Origin of the sequence: Streptomyces corchorusii, from assembly GCF_001514055.1 — a bacterium.
GTDB lineage: Bacteria > Actinomycetota > Actinomycetes > Streptomycetales > Streptomycetaceae > Streptomyces > Streptomyces olivaceoviridis.
The window spans coordinates 154,200-168,504 of sequence record NZ_KQ948359.1 but is presented as its reverse complement, the minus strand read 5'-3'; the positions used below and the strand labels follow the sequence as shown (position 1 = coordinate 168,504).

Sequence of the window (14,305 nt, the reverse complement as noted above, 5' to 3'; positions counted from 1 at the left end):
GGTTGAGCACGCTCACCACGAGGGTGCGCCCGCCCCGGCGCGCCGCGGCCACCAGGGTGTTGCCCGCGTTGCTGGTGTAGCCGTTCTTGATCCCGATGAGTCCGGGGTACGGCGCCACGCCGTCCTCGCCGGTCAGCAGCCGGTTGGTGTTCTCGATGGGGTACGGCGACCCGTCACCGGGGAAGGGGGCCTCGGCGGTGGCGCAGTACCGGGCGAAGTCGGGGTTGCGCAGGCCCGCCCGGCCGAACACCGCGAGGTCGTAGGCGGAGGACACCTGGCCCGGGGCGTCGTAGCCGTCCGGGGAGACCACATGGGTGTCCAGGGCGCCGAGCGAGCGGGCCTTGTCCTGCATGCGGGCGGCCGTGGCCTCCCAGCCGCCGCCCATCCGGGCGAGCACGTGCACGGCGTCGTTCCCGGAGCTGAGGAAGACGCCGCGCCACAGGTCGGCCACCTGGTAGGTGTGCCCCTCCTCGACGCCGACCAGGCTGCTGCCCTCGCCGACGTCGTCCAGTTCGCCGTACCGCACGGTGTGCTGCTGCCCGCTGGGCAGCACCGGCAGCACGGTGAGCGCGAAGAGGGTCTTCAGGGTGCTGGCGGGCGGGAGCTCCCGGTGGGCGTCGTACGCGGCCAGCACCTCGCCGCTGCCCGCGTCGGCGACGAGCCAGGAGAGCGCCGAGACGTCCGGCAGCCCGGGTGCGTCCCCGTGCGGCCGGACCTGGATGCCGGAGCGGTAGAGCAGGGACGGCCCCGGCACCGCCGCCCTGGGGCGGGGCGGGGCGGGCTCCCCGGCGGGCTGCGCGGCCCGGGGCCCGGCGGCGGCAGCGGCCGGCGTGAGCGCCAGCAGACCCGCCACACAGAGGGAGCAGGCCGACACCGCCGCGCGATAAGAGAATCCGGTGATCATATGATCAAAGTACGAAATTGGGGTGTATGCACCACACCGCCGGGCCGTTCGGGTCGCCGGGGCAACCCGGATGCCGCAGCCGACCGCCCCGTGGCCGCGCGTCAGGCGGCCGGCAGGGTGGGCCGGACCTGCCGCAGGAACGCGGCGTTGTCGGGTGTGGCGCGCAGCCGCTCCAACAGGGTCTCCAGCCCGAAGGGCCCGCCGTCCCGCGCGCGCAGGACGCGGCGCAGACCGTGCACGGCCGTCAACTCACCCGGGGTCAGCAGGAGTTCCTCGCGCCGCGTGCCGCTGCCGTCGATGTCGACGGCGGGGAAGACGTGGCGGCCGGCGAGTTCCCGGTCCAGGCGCAGTTCCATGTTGCCCGTGCTCTTCAGCTCCTCGAAGAAGTAGCCGTCGGCGCGGGAGCCGGTGTCCACGAGGACCGTGGCGAGGATGGTGAGGGAGCCGCCCCCCTCGGCCTGGCGCGCGGCGCCGAAGAACCGCTTGGGGCCGAGCAGCGCGCCGGCGTCGACACCGCCGCTCAGGGTGCGGCCGCCGGCGGCGGAGGCGTTGTTGTGGGCCCGGCACAGCCGGGTCAGCGAGTCCAGCAGGACGACGACGTCCTCACCGGCCTCCACCAGGCGCTTGGCCCGCTCCACGACGAGGTCGGCGAGGGCGATGTGCTCCTTGGCCGGCCGGTCGAAGGTGGAGGCGTACACCTCGCCGCGCACCGAGCGGCGCATCTCGGTGACCTCCTCGGGCCGCTCGTCCAGCAGCAGGACCATCAGCCGGCACTCGGGGTGGTTGCCGGCCACGGCGGCGGCGAACTGCTGGAGCAGCACCGTCTTGCCGGTCTTCGGCGGGGCCACGATGAGGCCGCGCTGGCCCTTGCCGACCGGCGCGAGCAGATCGGTGACGCGTCCGGCCAGGCCGGAGGCGGGGTGTTCCAGACGGATGCGCCGGTGCGGGTGGAGCGGGGTGAGGTCGCGGAAGTGCGGGCGGGAACCGGGCTCGCCGGGCGCGCGTCCGTTGACGCGCGCGACCTCGGTCAGGGCCCGCTGCGCGCCCCGGACGCCTTCGACCAGGTCGCCCTTGCGCAGCCCGTGGCGGCGGATCAGCGCCGGCGCGACCTGCGGATCGGCGGGGGAGGGCAGGAGGCTCGCGGCCCGCAGGTGCCCCTTCCCGTGCGCGTCGATGTCGAGGACACCGGTGACGAGGGGGGCGGCCGGGGCCTGCCGGGCCGCGGACGGGTGTTCGAGTGTGGTGGTCATGGAAGGGAGTCCTTTCGCGGACGGATCAGGGCGGAGAAGGGGGGAGGCCGCGAGCGGGAGGCGCCTGTGACTGCCTCCGGGCGGCGGGAACGGCACCTCGGGCACGGCGCGGAAGGCCCGTCACGAGGTGGTACCGGGAAGCTGACTGCGCCGGGAGCCGGACATCCGGAAAACGGCGGACGGATCAGCGTGAAGGAGAGAAACTGGCACCGGCGGCCACGGTGGCCGTGCACGAGTGCTGAGGGAACGGTACCACTCGGGGGAGTACCGCGCCCGTGCTCCGGTCAACACACCACCGGACGGGCCTATTCCCGGGGGGCGGGCGTCCTCTCGGCAGGACGTCAGGAGGACTCGCCTTGTCAGGGGAACGTCAGGAGCATCGGGTGGACACCTCGGCCGCCCGCACCCCGCACCGCCTGGACCCCGCCGGCGGCTGCCCGCACGCCGTCAACGCGCGACTGCTGGCCCGGGGCGCCGTGGCCCCGGTCGAGCTGCCCGGCGGGATCGAGGGCATGGCCGTACTCGGGCACGAGGCGCTGAAGGAGTTCCTGCAACACCCCCACGTCGCGAAGAACGCGCGCCACTTCACCGCCCTGCGCGAGGGGAGGGTCGGCGAGGGCTGGCCGTTGCTGACGTTCGCCACCGTGCCGGGCATGACGACCGCCGACGGCGACGACCACCGGCGGCTGCGGTCCCTGGCGGCCCGCGCCTTCACACCCCGCCGGGTGGCGGAACTACGGCCGCGCGTCGAGGAGTTGACCGAGTCCCTGCTGGACGGGCTGGCCCGGGCCGCCGCCGCGGGCGACGGGGTCGCCGATCTGCGGCGGCACTTCGCCCTGCCCCTGCCGATGGGCGTGATCTGTGAACTCCTGGGCGTGGACGTGAAGTTCCGGGACCGCCTGCACCGGCTCGGCAGCCTGGTCGTGGCCACCGACACCGCACCGGCCGAGGCCGTCGCGGCCAACCGCGACATCGTCGCCGTCCTGGGCGAGATCGCCGCGGCGAAGACCGCGCGGCCCGGCGACGACCTCACGAGCGCGCTGCTCGCCGCCCGCGACGAGGGCGGCGACCGGCTCGGCGAGCAGGAGCTGATCGGCACCCTGCTGCTGATGATCATCGCCGGGCACGAGACCACGCTCAACCTGATCACCAACGCCGTGCGCGCCCTGTGCGCCCACCCCGAGCAGCTCGGCTTGGTGCGCGCGGGCCGGGCGAGCTGGGCGGACGTGGTGGAGGAGACGCTGCGCTGGGACGCGCCGGTCAGCTACTTCCCGTTCCGCTATCCCGTGCGGGACCTGACCGTCGCCGGCACGCTCGTCCCCGCCGGCACCCCCGTGCTCGCCGGTTACTCCGCCGCCGGCCGCGACCCGGCGGCGCACGGCCCGGACGCCGACCGCTTCGACCTCACCCGCTTCGCCCGGCCCGGCGCCGTACGGCACCTGTCCCTCGGACACGGCGCCCACTACTGCCTGGGCGCACCGCTCGCCCGGCTGGAGGCCACGGTCGCCCTGGAGCGGCTGTTCACCCGCTTCCCGTCGCTGCGACTCGCCGTGCCCGAAGCCGGCCTGGTGCCGCACGCGGGCTTCGTCGGCAACAGCGTGCGCGCTCTGCCGGTGCGGCTCGCGGCGGGGTGACCCGCCCCGTCCCGCACACCGGCCGGACCGTCGGGGCCGGGGAACAGAGGTCCGCAGACCATAACGATCCCGGACGTCAGGGGACTTGACCACCAACCGTGCACTATCTTCGCGACATGTCCACGCCACCGCAGCCCCCGCAGCCGGCCGACCAGCCCGCACAGCAGTCCCCTCAGCCCCAGCAGCAACCGGCCGTCCCGCCGCAGCCGACGGCCTACCCCTACCCGAACCCGCAGTCGCCCCCGCCGGGAACGTTCCACGCGCAGCCCACCCTGGCCGCCCAGCCCGCGCCGGGACAGCACCAGCCGGGCAACCCGTACGCGCAGGCACCCCAGTACGGGCCCGTACCGCCCCTCCCGCCGGCCGGTGGCGGCGGTGGGGCGGGCCGTGCGGTGCTGTGGGCCGCCGTCGGCGCGGTCGTCGCCTCCGCCGCGTGGGCGGCCGGTGTCCTCCTCGTCGGCGGGCGGAGCGGCAGCGCTGACCTGCGCGGCTACTCGGCGCCCTCCAACATGTGCTCCAGCGCCGACTACTCGTCCTTCAAGGACGAGTACACCGAGAACGACTCCTCGCCGACCCGCACCTCGCTCAAGGACAAGGCGCTGGACGAGAGTTATTGCAGCGTGGGCCTGAAGAAGTCCGGCTCCTCCTACGCCGACGCCTACCTGACCATGCAGCTGGACCTGCACAAGAGGACCGACCCCGCGCCCGAGTTCACCGCCACCTGGAAGAACTACGGGGACAGCCACACCGGTTACGACGTCGACCCGGTCGAGGGCATCGGCGACGAGGCCTACCTGGTCAGCCAGGACACCACGAACGGCTCCTCCTCCAGCGGCTCCCGGTACGCCACCCTCGCCGTCCGCGACGGCTGGGTGACGTACACGATGAGCTACAGCGTCTACCTCACCTCGTACGGCGAGGACAAGGACCCGCCCGCGCTGACCGACGTCACCGACTGGCTGAAGACCGACGCCAAGGCCACGCTGCGGCAGTTCCAGGACTGATCGCCGCCGTGCCGCGGTGAGCGCGGCGGTTCACGCCGACCGCGCCCCGGCCTCCTCCGCGATCCGCGCGAACCGCGCGCCCATGGCCTCGCCGAGGGCCTGCGCGCCCGACAGCGGACGGACCATGACCATGAGGTCGTCGATCAGGCCGTCCTCGTTCACGTGCAGGAAGTCGCAGCCGGTCAGCTCCCGGTCGCCGACCCGGGCCTGGAACACCAGCGCGTGGTCCGGGCCGTCCGGGTCGCCGATCTCCCGGACGTACCGGAAGTCCTCGAAGACCTGGACCACCGCGCGCAGCACCGCCGCGGTGATCGCCTTGCCCGGGTACGGCTTGAAGGCGACCGGGCTGGTGAAGACGACGTCCTCGGCCAGCAGCGCCTCGACGGCGTCCAGGTCCCCGGCCTCCACCGCCTCGCGGAACGCGCGCATCGGCTCACCCCACTCACTAGTCAACTAATTGAATAAGTGCGGATGAGATTAGTCAACTGGCTGTTAGCCTGTCCACATGTCGCTCAAGTACGCCGTGCTGGCCGCCCTGCTGGAGGGCGAGGCCTCGGGCTACGAGCTGTCGAAGACCTTCGACGTCTCGTTCGCGAACTTCTGGCCCGCGACCCCCCAGCAGCTCTACCGGGAGCTGGAGCGCCTCGCCGGGGACGGGCTGGTCCAGGCCCGCACCGTGCAGCAGGAACGCCGTCCCAACAAGCGGATGTTCACGCTCACCGAGGCCGGCCGGGCCGAGCTGAGCGCGTTCGCCGCCGAGCCGCCGAAGCGGCCCACCGCGATCCGGGACGAACTCCTCATCAAGGTCCAGGCCATGGACGGGGGTGACCCGGAGGCCGCCCGGGCACTGATCGAGGAACGCATGGGCTGGGCGCGCGGCAAGCTCGACCGCTACCGGCGGGTGCGCGAGCGCCTGCTCGACGGGCGTGCGGAGGAGGAGTTCCTGCGGACCGCCGACCGGGTCGGGCCGTACCTCACGCTTCTGGCCGGAATCGCCTTCGAGGAGGAGAACCTGCGCTGGTGCGAGCGGGTCCTCACGGTGCTGCGACGGCGCACCGACGCCGCGCCGGCCCAGGGGAATCGCTCATCAGGGTGGTGATCCCCTGCGGAACGGGCCGTGACCCCGGGTGCCGCGGCACAGTGGGCGGGTGCCTCGCCGACTTCTGCCGCTGCTGGTGGCGGCGCTGGTGACCGTCGCCGGCTGCACCACCGTCAGCTCCGGTCCCGTGCCCGACGCCGCCCGCCCCCGGCGCTCCCTCGCACCGGACACGGTGGTGCGGCCCCCGGTGCCCCAGGAGCCGGCCGGAACGCCGTCCGGGGACGCGGCGCTGGTCCGCACCGGCCACGGGCCCCGTCCGTCGGCCGGGCCGCGCCGGAGCACCGGGACCGGCCGCGCACCCGTGCCCGCGGCGCCTCCCCGGGCGGTGGCCCCGGCCGCCCCGCCGGTGCGACACCCCCGCCCGGAGCGCCGGACACCGGTACGACACCCGGTCCGGCGCCCCCGCCCCGCCTCCCGGCCGCCCGCCGCCGTCCGGATGCGCGACCTGTGCCGCCAGGCGGACGGCGTCACCACACCGGAGATCGCGCGGCTGTGCCACGACATGTTCGGCTGAACGCGGCGCCGGGGCCGGCCGAGCCCGCGGTGCAAGCCCGTCCTCGCTCTTCCCGCGTTCGCCCGCGCCGCGACACCACCGGCATAGGCTGACGTCATGTTCGGTCCCGAAGGCCCCACACTCCGCGAGCTGACCGTGCAGGCGCTGTCGTCCGTCGAGCACGGCTACGACCTGCTCGCGCCGAAGTTCGATCACACCCCCTTCCGGACGCCCGACGCCGTGCTGGACTCCGTGGCCGAGGCGCTCGCCCCGCTCGGCCCCTTCACGGACGGGCTGGACCTGTGCTGCGGCACCGGCGCCGGGACGCACCTGCTGACCGGGCTGTGCCGCCGCGGCGTCACCGGGGTCGACTTCAGCGCCGGCATGCTCGACGTCGCCCGGCGGCGGGTGCCGGCGGCCGACGGGCCGAGGGTCGCATGGGTCCGCGGCGACGCCCGGGCCCTGCCGTTCACGGCTGCCTTCGACCTCGTCGTCTCCTTCGGGGCGTTCGGCCACTTCCTGCCCCGCGAACTGCCGGGCCTGTTCGGCCAGGTCCGCTCGGTGCTGCGCCCCGGTGGCCGCTTCGCCTTCCCGGTGTTCGCGCCGCCGGGCCCGGCCCACCCCGGCTTCTGGACGCTGCTCGGCTTCGACGCGGTGATGCGGCTGCGCAACGCGCTGTGGCGACCGCCGTTCGTCATGTACTACCGGACCTTCCGACTGAGCGCCGTACTGCGCGAGTTGGAGCGCGCGGGCCTGGCGGTCGAGCTGGGCGTCCTGCCCGGGTTCGGCCGGCGAGCCGACGGCAGCCCGCGCGCCCGGCTGGTGGTGGCCCGGCGAGCCGACGCGGCCCCCCTCGGCGGTCAGCCCGCGGCGGGCAGCGTGAACTCGTAGACCAAGGCGTCGCGTTCGGCGTCCACCACGAGGTCGGTGATCTCCAGCGGGCGCGCGTACTGGTCGTGCACGCGCCGGGTCACCCGCACCGAGGAGGCGTCGCCGACCTGGGTGATGGCGTCCTGGTGGTGCAGGGACAAGCCCGCCTTGCGCATCCAGTCGTAGGCCCGTCGCAGCTGCGCGGGCGTGGCCCCGTCGGCCCGGTCCCGGTAGCGGGCCAGCTCCGCCACCTCGGCCAGCGCCACCGCGGAGAACGACGTCACCGCCGTGCGCAGAGACCGGCCGTCCGGCGTCACCGACCGGTAGCGGTGCACCAGCGTCGGCCGGTGCGGGGCCAGCCCCAGGGCCCGCGCGTGCTCCGGCGGCGGCGCCTCCCAGGTCACCGTGGCCCGGTCGACCGCGTACGGGTCCACCGGCCGCGCACCCACCGGGAAGGTGAGCGAATCCGCCGCCTCGACGGGCCGGCCGGGCAGCGTCGCGTGGCTGCCCCGCCGGTCGGTGGCGACCGCGCCGCTGCGGCGCAGCACCTCCAGGGCCTGCCGGACGGTCTCCCGGCTGACCCCGTAGTGCGCGGCCAGGTGCCGTTCGCCCGGCAGCCGTTCGCCCGGTGGAATGGTGCCGGCGCGCAGTTCGTCGAGCAGCAGCGCCGCGATCCGCCCGTACAGGGGCCGGGCGTCGCCGGGCGGGGGATCGTGCGGGGTGGTGCGGGCCATGCCGCGCCCTCCTGTCGGTGACAAAGGGTAGTCGTGCGGGCTCATTGCGCGACCATGACTACCATTGGTCTAAACCACGAGGGAAGAGCGGTCGGTCGGTTCGACCGAAATCCACTCGCGCGCACGGCGGTCACCGGGTGCCGCGCCGCCCCCTCACAGGGCGCTGTAGAGGGCGTCCACCAGCGCTGATTTCCGTGGATCATTGGCGATGTGCGGCCCCATCCGGTTCATGACGTAGCCCAGCGACACCCCCGCGTCCGGATCGGCGAGCCCACAGGAACCGCCGAATCCGTCGTGGCCGAAAGCCCGCGGGTTCGGGCCGTACGACCCCTGGGGCCCGCTCAGCCACAGCCCGAGCCCCACCTCGGTCTCGCCCTCGAAACCCGCGCCGAGCACCAGGTCACGGCAACTGCCCTGGCCCTCGCGCACCCGCTCCGCCGCCTGGGGGGACAGGATGCGCCGGCCGCCGTACGAGCCGCGCCCGGCGAAGACGCCGTACAGCGCCGCGACCGCCCGGGCGGTGCCGTGACCGTTGGCCGCCGGGATCTCCGCCGCCCGCCAGGCCGGGCTGTTCGCCTCCGCCGCCCCGACGGGCGGGTTGGCCAGGGCCGCCAGCGCGGCCGGCGCCAACTGGCTGAACACCGCTTCCTGTTCACTGCGTGACACGGCCGGTGGAGGCACCAGTTCCGCCGCCCGGCCGGACTCCCGCTCCGGCAGGCCCACGGTGAAGTCCAGCCCCAGCGGTCCGGTCACCTCCCGCTCCAGGAAGGCTCCCGGGCGCAGTCCCGAGACGCGCCGCACGACCTCCCCGACCAGGAAGCCGTACGTCAGCGCGTGGTATCCCGACCGGGTGCCCGGCTCCCACCAGGGCGCCATGGCCGCGAGCCGCGCGGTGGTCAGCTCCCAGTCGTACAGCTCCTCCAGGGTGTGCGGCTCGCGCAGCCCGGACAGCCCGGCGCGGTGCGACAGCAGGTGCCGTACGAGCACCTTGTCCTTGCCTTCGGCGGCGAATTCCGGCCAGTAGGCGGCCACCGGGGCGTCGAGGTCGAGCAGCCCCCGGTCGGCGAGGATGTGCGCGCACAGGGCCACGGGCCCCTTGGTGGTCGACCAGACGTTCACCACGGTGTCCCGGGCCCAGGGCCGGGTACGGGCCGTGTCCGCCCAGCCGCCCCACAGATCCACCACCGTCTCCCCGGCGACGGTCACCGCCACCGCGGCGCCGAGCTCCCCGCGTGCGCGGAAGTTCTCCGTGAACGCCTCCCGTACCGCCGCGAACCGGGGATCGCAGTGCCCGTGGACCTGCGCGTCCGTCTGCGGTGTCTGCCGTGTCTCCTGGGCTTCGTGCGCGGACATGTGACCTCCGTCGTCGCCGGGAACCCGGGCAGCGGCACCGCGGCCCGGTCGCCCCGAACGTACCGACTGGTCGGACCGGAGAAAAGACCGGCGCCGCCGGCAGCGGCCCTCAGGCGTACGACCTCAGCCAGCGCACCTTCTCGGCCTCCTGGAAGGGGCCGCCGCCCTCGTGGTCGTTGAAGTCGTACACCTCGATCGCCTTGTCCTCGTGCGCCCAGGCGTTGAACGCCGCGAACACGGTCGACGGCGGGCAGGTCTGGTCCTCCAGGGCCGCCGAGAACAGGGCCGGTGCCCGGCCCCGGGCCGCGAAGTGCACCCCGTCGAAGTAGGACAGCGTACGCAGCACGTCCGCCGAGCGCCCGCGGTGCGTCTTGAGGAACAGGCCGATCTCCCGGTACGGGTGGCGGTCCGTCAGGGTCGTCCCGCGCGGGAAGTCGCACAGGAACGGCACGTCCGGGGCGACCGCCACCAGATCCGGGACCAGGCCGCCGACGGCCAGGGCGATGCCACCGCCCTGACTCGCGCCGGTCACCGCCGTCCGCGCCGGGTCGGCCAGCGGATGGGAACGGGCGGCCTCGATCGCGCGCACGGCATCCGTGAACACCCGGCGGTAGTAGTAGTTCTCCGGCGCGTCGATGCCCCGCGTCATGAACCCGGGGTACGCGGGCGCCGCGCCCACCGGGTCCGGAGTGCCGCCCCCGCCGCCCCAGGCGCTGCCCTGCCCCCGGGTGTCCATCGCGAAGTGGGCCCGGCCCGTCGACGCCCACAGCAGGTTCTCGTGCGGCAGGCCGCGCCCGCCGCCGTAGCCGATGAACTCCACGACCAGCGGCAGCGGTTCCGTGGCCCCGGCCGGCAGTCGCAGCCAGCCCTTCACCGGGTGGCCGCCGAACCCCGCGAACGTCACGTCGTACACCTCGACCGTGGACAGCCCGGTCTCCACCGGCTCGAAGCGCGCGTCCAGGTCGTGCTCGCGGGCCTGCTGGAGCGTCTTGTCCCAGAAGGCGTCGAAGTCGTCCGGCTCGGCGGACTCGCTGCGGTACGCGCGGAGTTCGTCGAGGGGCAGATCGAACAGGGCCATCAACAACCGCCTTCGTGAAGGGAGACTGGGTCGCCTCACCGTACGTGGGTGATCGGATGACTCGCCAGGGCCGGGGGCGGGCGCGGACCGGGTTCGGCCGCTCCCTCGTGGGTGGCATCGTCGCTGGCCCGGAGGTGAGTAAGCGTTTGTTCGCGCGTGCTCCCGAGGGGCGGGCTGGTACGAGAGTCAGTGCAAGAGGGCGCTCTCAGTGGTCGGGTCACCTGGCAGCCGCGCCTGGCGGCCGGGTGTCATGCGCGCGGCTGGGTCCACCGGGGGCCCGTCCGGGCCCACTCCCGCTCCCACTCGGCCAGCCGATGGCGCAGGGCGATCCGGCGCTCGACCGCGTGCCCGAGGAAGACGACGAACGCCGTACCGCCCGCCGCGAACAGCCCCACGGTGACGGCGTGCTGCCACACGGCCACGTCGTCCGCGGGCGGCGCGACACTGCGGCCCCGGGAGTCGAACCACACCGACACCGGCTCCCCGGGCCGGGTCCCCGCCGGCACCTGGGCCCACGCCGTCCGGACCCCCTTGCCCGGCTCGGTCCAGCGGACCTGGGCGCGGTAGGGCTGCCGGTGGTCGCTCTGCGACGCGGTCAGCCGCTGGGGCGCGTCGCCGACCACCACGGCACGTACCTGATGGCGTTCGGCCCGCTGGGCCGCGGCGAGCGCCCGGGCCTGGTCGTGGGCGTACAGGCCCGCGGCCACCCCGGCCAGGGGCGCGACCACGAACATCAGGACGGCGACCACCAGCACCGTCCACGCCTCCACGACGTCCGACCGGCGCCGCAGCGGATTGCGCCGCCAGCGCCAGCCGCGCACCCGGGTACGCATGTCCACCTCCTCGCCACCGCCGGAGCCGGAGAGCGGGACGAGCCGGTCGCCGGTCCACCGCCCCCGCCGCTCACGGACACGAGCGTCCACACTGGTCTCGTACCCCGTTCGGCGCACCTCGCGCATGCCGCGAACCGCGAGTTCCAGCCCATATGGCGCACTGCACACAACACGCGCCCCACGATCGCGCGCGGTGCTACCGGCGCGACTCGGGCGCTGCCCCGCCCGGTCCCGGCCGAAGCGCTGGCCCCGGGCCGACGGGCTGCGGGTCACTCCTTCCGCCTGATCCCGACCGACCCGCTAGGTGGCCGCCGACCCGGCCGGTCCGGGGCGACCGACCCAACGTCAGCAGAGCCGATCGGTCCCGGTCGACGTGCCCGGAGTCACCGCACCTCGGCCGGCCCCGACGGGTCAGCCGAAGCGCTCGATGCGGATGCGGTCCACCGGCTGGCCGGCCGCCACCAGTAGTCGGGAAGCGTGTTCGGCGAAACCGTTGGAGCCGCACACATAGGCTTCCCACCCATCCACGGGCGGTTCGGCCAGGAGCGGCGCCACATGTGCGGTCGTCATACGTCCCACCGGGACCCCGGGCGGAGCGCTGCGTGTGAACACCGGCGTCGTCTCCGCGCCCAGCTCGGACGCGTAGATCAGCTCCTCGGGGCTGCGCGCCGACACCAGCATCCGCAGCGGGACGGAGAGGCCGCGCGCCCGGTGGTGCCGGATCATCGACATCAGCGGTACGACCCCGGAACCGGCCCCGATCAGCAGCGCGGGCCGGTCGCCCGGCCAGGCGAAGAAGCCGCTGAGCGGGCCCCGCACCTCGACCGTGTCACCGGGCCGGGCCACGCTGTGGAACCAGCCGGACACCTCGCCGTCCGGCACCCGGTCGAGGGTCAGCTCGATGTGCCCGGAGCCGTCCGGCGCCGACGCGATCGAATAGTGGCGCTGCGCCACATAGCCGTCGGCGGCGGTCAGGCGCAGCAGCAGGTGCTGGCCCGGCAGGTGCCCCGCCCAGTCCGGCACCGCCAGCCGGAACGTGGCCGCCTGCGGTGTCTCGCGCCGGATCTCCGTCAGGGTGGCCGTCTGCCACACCGAGGCAGCCTGCTCGCTCACGGCGATCCGCCCGGGCACCGCGAACCGCGTCACGGAAGTCGTCGTCTCAGTCACCGGAGTACCGCTGTTCCTCCCACGGGTTGCCGCGCGCGTGGTAGCCGTTGCGTTCCCAGAAGCCCGGCTCGTCGTGGTCGAGGAGCGTGATGCCCGCGATCCACTTGGCGCTCTTCCAGAAGTAGAGGTGGGGCACCAGCAGCCGCGCCGGGCCACCGTGCTCCGGCGGCAGCGGTGCGCCGTCGTACTCCCAGACGATCCAGGCCCGCCCGCCGGTCAGGTCGGCGAGCGGCAGGTTGGCGGTGTAGCCCGTGTGGGAGTGGGCGACGGCATGTGTGGCGGACCCATGGGGGCGCACCATGTGGAAGAACGCGTCCAGCGAAACGCCGCCGAACCGCACGCCGAACTTCGACCAGCCGGTCACACAGTGGATGTCACCGTCGTAGGCCGACGCCGGCAGCGCGTGCGCCGCGTCCCAGTCCCAGGTGTGCGGGCGCTCGACCAGGCCGTCGATGCGGAAGGACCAGTCGGCGGGGGAGAGGTCGGGGGTGACCTCGGCGGACAGGACGGGCCAGTCGTCGCGCGCGTCGTACTGCCCGGGCGGCAGCCCCGGGTTGTGGACGCGCGGGCGACCCGTGAAGCCTCGCGTGACGTTCATGGTTCAACCGTACGTGGTCGGCCACGATGCTCTGGCCCCGGCCGGCGGTCCCGGCGGCGACCCCGTCTCGCGCGGCTCATGGCCCCGTCCCGCGTGGCTCACGGCCCGGTCTCGCGTGGCTCACGGCCCGGTCTCGCGTGGCTCACGGCCCGGTCTCGCGTGGCTCACGGCCCGGTCTCGCGTGGCTCACGGCCCGGTCTCACGCGGCTCACGGCCCGGTCTCACGCGGCTCACGGCCCGGTCTCACGCGGCTCACCGCGCCGCCTTACGCGGCTCACCGCCCCGCCTCACCCGGCTCACCGCCCCGCCGCGCGTGGCTCGGCGCCGTCTCGCGCCGTCGTACGGCTGGCTCATCGTGCGTCATTGCAGCCGTGTGAACACTGCTCCGGGCCGGGAATACCGGCCCGGAGCCGCTCCTTGCCGATCAGTGCCGGCTCCGGTGCGCCGGTGACAGCACGAGAGAAGTGAGGAAACGAGGATGCTCCAGGCCCATGTCTCCAGGACCGTGACCGAGGTGGCCGGATGAGTGCCGTGAGCAGCCCGGGCGTCCCCGGTCAGGCCGCCGCCGGTGTCCCGCACGTCCTCGACAACCCGGCGCTCGCCTCCCTGACCGGCCCGCACGCCCACTTCGCCGAGCGGCGCGGCCGGGTGCTGCGCTATCCGGTCGACGTCTCCCCGTGGCTGGCCCTGCCCGACGAGCCGGACGCGCGGGACTGGGCGGACCTCGCCGCGCTGGCCGGTCCCGGCGCCGAGGTCCCGCTGCCCGGCTTCCGCGGGGAGGTGCCCGACGGCTGGGAGATCACCTTCAGGATCGAGGGCGTGCAGTTCGTGGACGACGGCCTCGCCGCGGCGCCCGAACCGGAGGCGGTCCGCCTCGGCCCGGCGGACGTGCCCGAGATGCTCGACCTGGTGGCGCGGACCCAGCCGGGACCGTTCCTGCCCCGCACCGTGGAACTCGGCACCTACCTCGGCATCCGTCGCGACGGCGCGCTGGTCGCCATGGCGGGGGAGCGGCTGCATCCGCCGGGCTGGACCGAGATCAGCGCGGTCTGCACCGACCCCGCGTTCCGTGGCGAGGGCCTGGCCACCCGCCTGATCCTCGCGGTCGCGCACGGCATCCGGGAGCGCGGGGAGACGCCGTTCCTGCACACGAGTGCCGAGAACACGAACGCCATCCGGCTGTACGAGTCCCTCGGCTTCCGGCTGCGCCGCCGTACGGCGTTCCTCGCGGCGAGGGCGCCGCAGCGGCCGGCTCAGGACCGCGCGGCGGTACCGGTGCCGTGACCCG

General features: G+C 74.4%; 14 protein-coding genes and 1 pseudogene. 6 read left to right on the top strand and 9 right to left on the bottom strand.

The features are described 5' to 3' along the window. Positions 1-58: 58 nt before the first annotated feature. Positions 59-904, bottom strand: a pseudogene (locus tag AQJ11_RS46240) (D-alanyl-D-alanine carboxypeptidase family protein); the annotation flags it as partial. A 101-nt stretch (positions 905-1,005) separates the two neighbouring features. After that, a complete protein-coding gene (gene rho, locus AQJ11_RS24215) occupies positions 1,006-2,154 on the bottom strand; it encodes a transcription termination factor Rho (protein ID WP_059264355.1) in 1,149 nt (382 codons plus the stop codon). A 383-nt stretch (positions 2,155-2,537) separates the two neighbouring features. On the opposite strand from rho, the gene AQJ11_RS24210 reads away from it, so the two are divergent. Both AQJ11_RS24210 and AQJ11_RS24205 read left to right on the top strand, forming a co-directional pair. Then, on the top strand, positions 2,538-3,788 hold the full coding sequence (locus AQJ11_RS24210; RefSeq protein WP_059264354.1) for a cytochrome P450 family protein: 1,251 nt from the start codon (positions 2,538-2,540) through the stop codon (positions 3,786-3,788). A gap of 116 nt (positions 3,789-3,904) precedes the next feature. Further along, the gene (locus tag AQJ11_RS24205; protein ID WP_244218332.1) at positions 3,905-4,792 is read left to right on the top strand and encodes a hypothetical protein; all 888 of its coding nucleotides are present in this window, start codon (positions 3,905-3,907) and stop codon (positions 4,790-4,792) included. 30 nt (positions 4,793-4,822) lie between these two features. Here AQJ11_RS24205 and AQJ11_RS24200 read toward each other — a convergent pair whose 3' ends face one another. After that, entirely contained in the window at positions 4,823-5,221 is a 399-nt protein-coding gene (locus tag AQJ11_RS24200) for a nuclear transport factor 2 family protein (protein ID WP_059264353.1), read from the bottom strand. A 76-nt stretch (positions 5,222-5,297) separates the two neighbouring features. Here AQJ11_RS24200 and AQJ11_RS24195 point away from each other — a divergent pair, with 76 nt between their 5' ends. The 3 genes from AQJ11_RS24195 (at position 5,298) to AQJ11_RS24185 (ending at position 7,275) form a co-directional block, all read left to right on the top strand. Then, a complete protein-coding gene (locus AQJ11_RS24195; RefSeq protein ID WP_059264352.1) occupies positions 5,298-5,891 on the top strand; it encodes a PadR family transcriptional regulator in 594 nt (197 codons plus the stop codon). A 49-nt stretch (positions 5,892-5,940) separates the two neighbouring features. Then, complete coding sequence (locus tag AQJ11_RS24190) at positions 5,941-6,405, top strand: hypothetical protein (protein ID WP_244218331.1); 465 nt, start codon at positions 5,941-5,943, stop codon at positions 6,403-6,405. 96 nt (positions 6,406-6,501) lie between these two features. After that, complete coding sequence (locus tag AQJ11_RS24185) at positions 6,502-7,275, top strand: class I SAM-dependent methyltransferase (RefSeq protein ID WP_059264351.1); 774 nt, start codon at positions 6,502-6,504, stop codon at positions 7,273-7,275. On the opposite strand, the gene AQJ11_RS24180 is transcribed toward AQJ11_RS24185, so the two are convergent. The 6 genes from AQJ11_RS24180 to AQJ11_RS24155 form a co-directional block, all read right to left on the bottom strand. After that, positions 7,245-7,988, bottom strand: a complete 744-nt coding sequence (locus tag AQJ11_RS24180; RefSeq protein WP_059264350.1) for a GntR family transcriptional regulator — start codon at positions 7,986-7,988, stop codon at positions 7,245-7,247. The two genes, AQJ11_RS24185 and AQJ11_RS24180, sit on opposite strands and share 31 nt — an antisense overlap. Before the next feature lie 153 nt (positions 7,989-8,141). Beyond that, a complete protein-coding gene (locus AQJ11_RS24175) occupies positions 8,142-9,341 on the bottom strand; it encodes a serine hydrolase domain-containing protein (RefSeq protein ID WP_059264349.1) in 1,200 nt (399 codons plus the stop codon). Between the two features lie 109 nt (positions 9,342-9,450). Next, positions 9,451-10,419: an acetylxylan esterase gene (locus AQJ11_RS24170; RefSeq protein WP_059264348.1), complete on the bottom strand. Its 969-nt coding sequence runs from the start codon at positions 10,417-10,419 to the stop codon at positions 9,451-9,453. Positions 10,420-10,667: 248 nt separating this feature from the next. Next, complete coding sequence (locus AQJ11_RS24165) at positions 10,668-11,252, bottom strand: Rv1733c family protein (protein WP_425265014.1); 585 nt, start codon at positions 11,250-11,252, stop codon at positions 10,668-10,670. Positions 11,253-11,663: 411 nt separating this feature from the next. After that, complete coding sequence (locus AQJ11_RS24160; protein WP_059264346.1) at positions 11,664-12,419, bottom strand: ferredoxin reductase; 756 nt, start codon at positions 12,417-12,419, stop codon at positions 11,664-11,666. After that, positions 12,412-13,017, bottom strand: coding sequence for a sulfite oxidase-like oxidoreductase (locus tag AQJ11_RS24155; RefSeq protein ID WP_014670903.1), 606 nt, complete (start codon positions 13,015-13,017; stop codon positions 12,412-12,414). Before AQJ11_RS24155 ends, AQJ11_RS24160 begins: the two co-directional genes overlap by 8 nt. A 522-nt stretch (positions 13,018-13,539) precedes the next feature. Here AQJ11_RS24155 and AQJ11_RS24150 point away from each other — a divergent pair. Next, the gene (locus AQJ11_RS24150) at positions 13,540-14,301 is read left to right on the top strand and encodes a GNAT family N-acetyltransferase (RefSeq protein ID WP_059264345.1); all 762 of its coding nucleotides are present in this window, start codon (positions 13,540-13,542) and stop codon (positions 14,299-14,301) included. The last annotated feature ends 4 nt before the right edge of the window (positions 14,302-14,305 follow it).

Excerpts from the sequence above, each read along its gene's own strand:
- AQJ11_RS24205 (WP_244218332.1), top strand. The coding sequence starts at position 3,905 with ATGTCCACGCCACCGCAGCCCCCGCAGCCGGCCGACCAGCCCGCACAG.
- AQJ11_RS24180 (WP_059264350.1), bottom strand. The coding sequence starts at position 7,988 with ATGGCCCGCACCACCCCGCACGATCCCCCGCCCGGCGACGCCCGGCCC.
- AQJ11_RS24175 (WP_059264349.1), bottom strand. The coding sequence starts at position 9,341 with ATGTCCGCGCACGAAGCCCAGGAGACACGGCAGACACCGCAGACGGAC.
- AQJ11_RS24185 (WP_059264351.1), top strand. The coding sequence starts at position 6,502 with ATGTTCGGTCCCGAAGGCCCCACACTCCGCGAGCTGACCGTGCAGGCG.
- rho (WP_059264355.1), bottom strand. The coding sequence starts at position 2,154 with ATGACCACCACACTCGAACACCCGTCCGCGGCCCGGCAGGCCCCGGCC.
- AQJ11_RS24170 (WP_059264348.1), bottom strand. The coding sequence starts at position 10,419 with ATGGCCCTGTTCGATCTGCCCCTCGACGAACTCCGCGCGTACCGCAGC.
- AQJ11_RS24150 (WP_059264345.1), top strand. The coding sequence starts at position 13,540 with ATGAGTGCCGTGAGCAGCCCGGGCGTCCCCGGTCAGGCCGCCGCCGGT.
- AQJ11_RS24155 (WP_014670903.1), bottom strand. The coding sequence starts at position 13,017 with ATGAACGTCACGCGAGGCTTCACGGGTCGCCCGCGCGTCCACAACCCG.
- AQJ11_RS24195 (WP_059264352.1), top strand. The coding sequence starts at position 5,298 with ATGTCGCTCAAGTACGCCGTGCTGGCCGCCCTGCTGGAGGGCGAGGCC.
- AQJ11_RS24200 (WP_059264353.1), bottom strand. The coding sequence starts at position 5,221 with ATGCGCGCGTTCCGCGAGGCGGTGGAGGCCGGGGACCTGGACGCCGTC.
- AQJ11_RS24165 (WP_425265014.1), bottom strand. The coding sequence starts at position 11,252 with ATGCGTACCCGGGTGCGCGGCTGGCGCTGGCGGCGCAATCCGCTGCGG.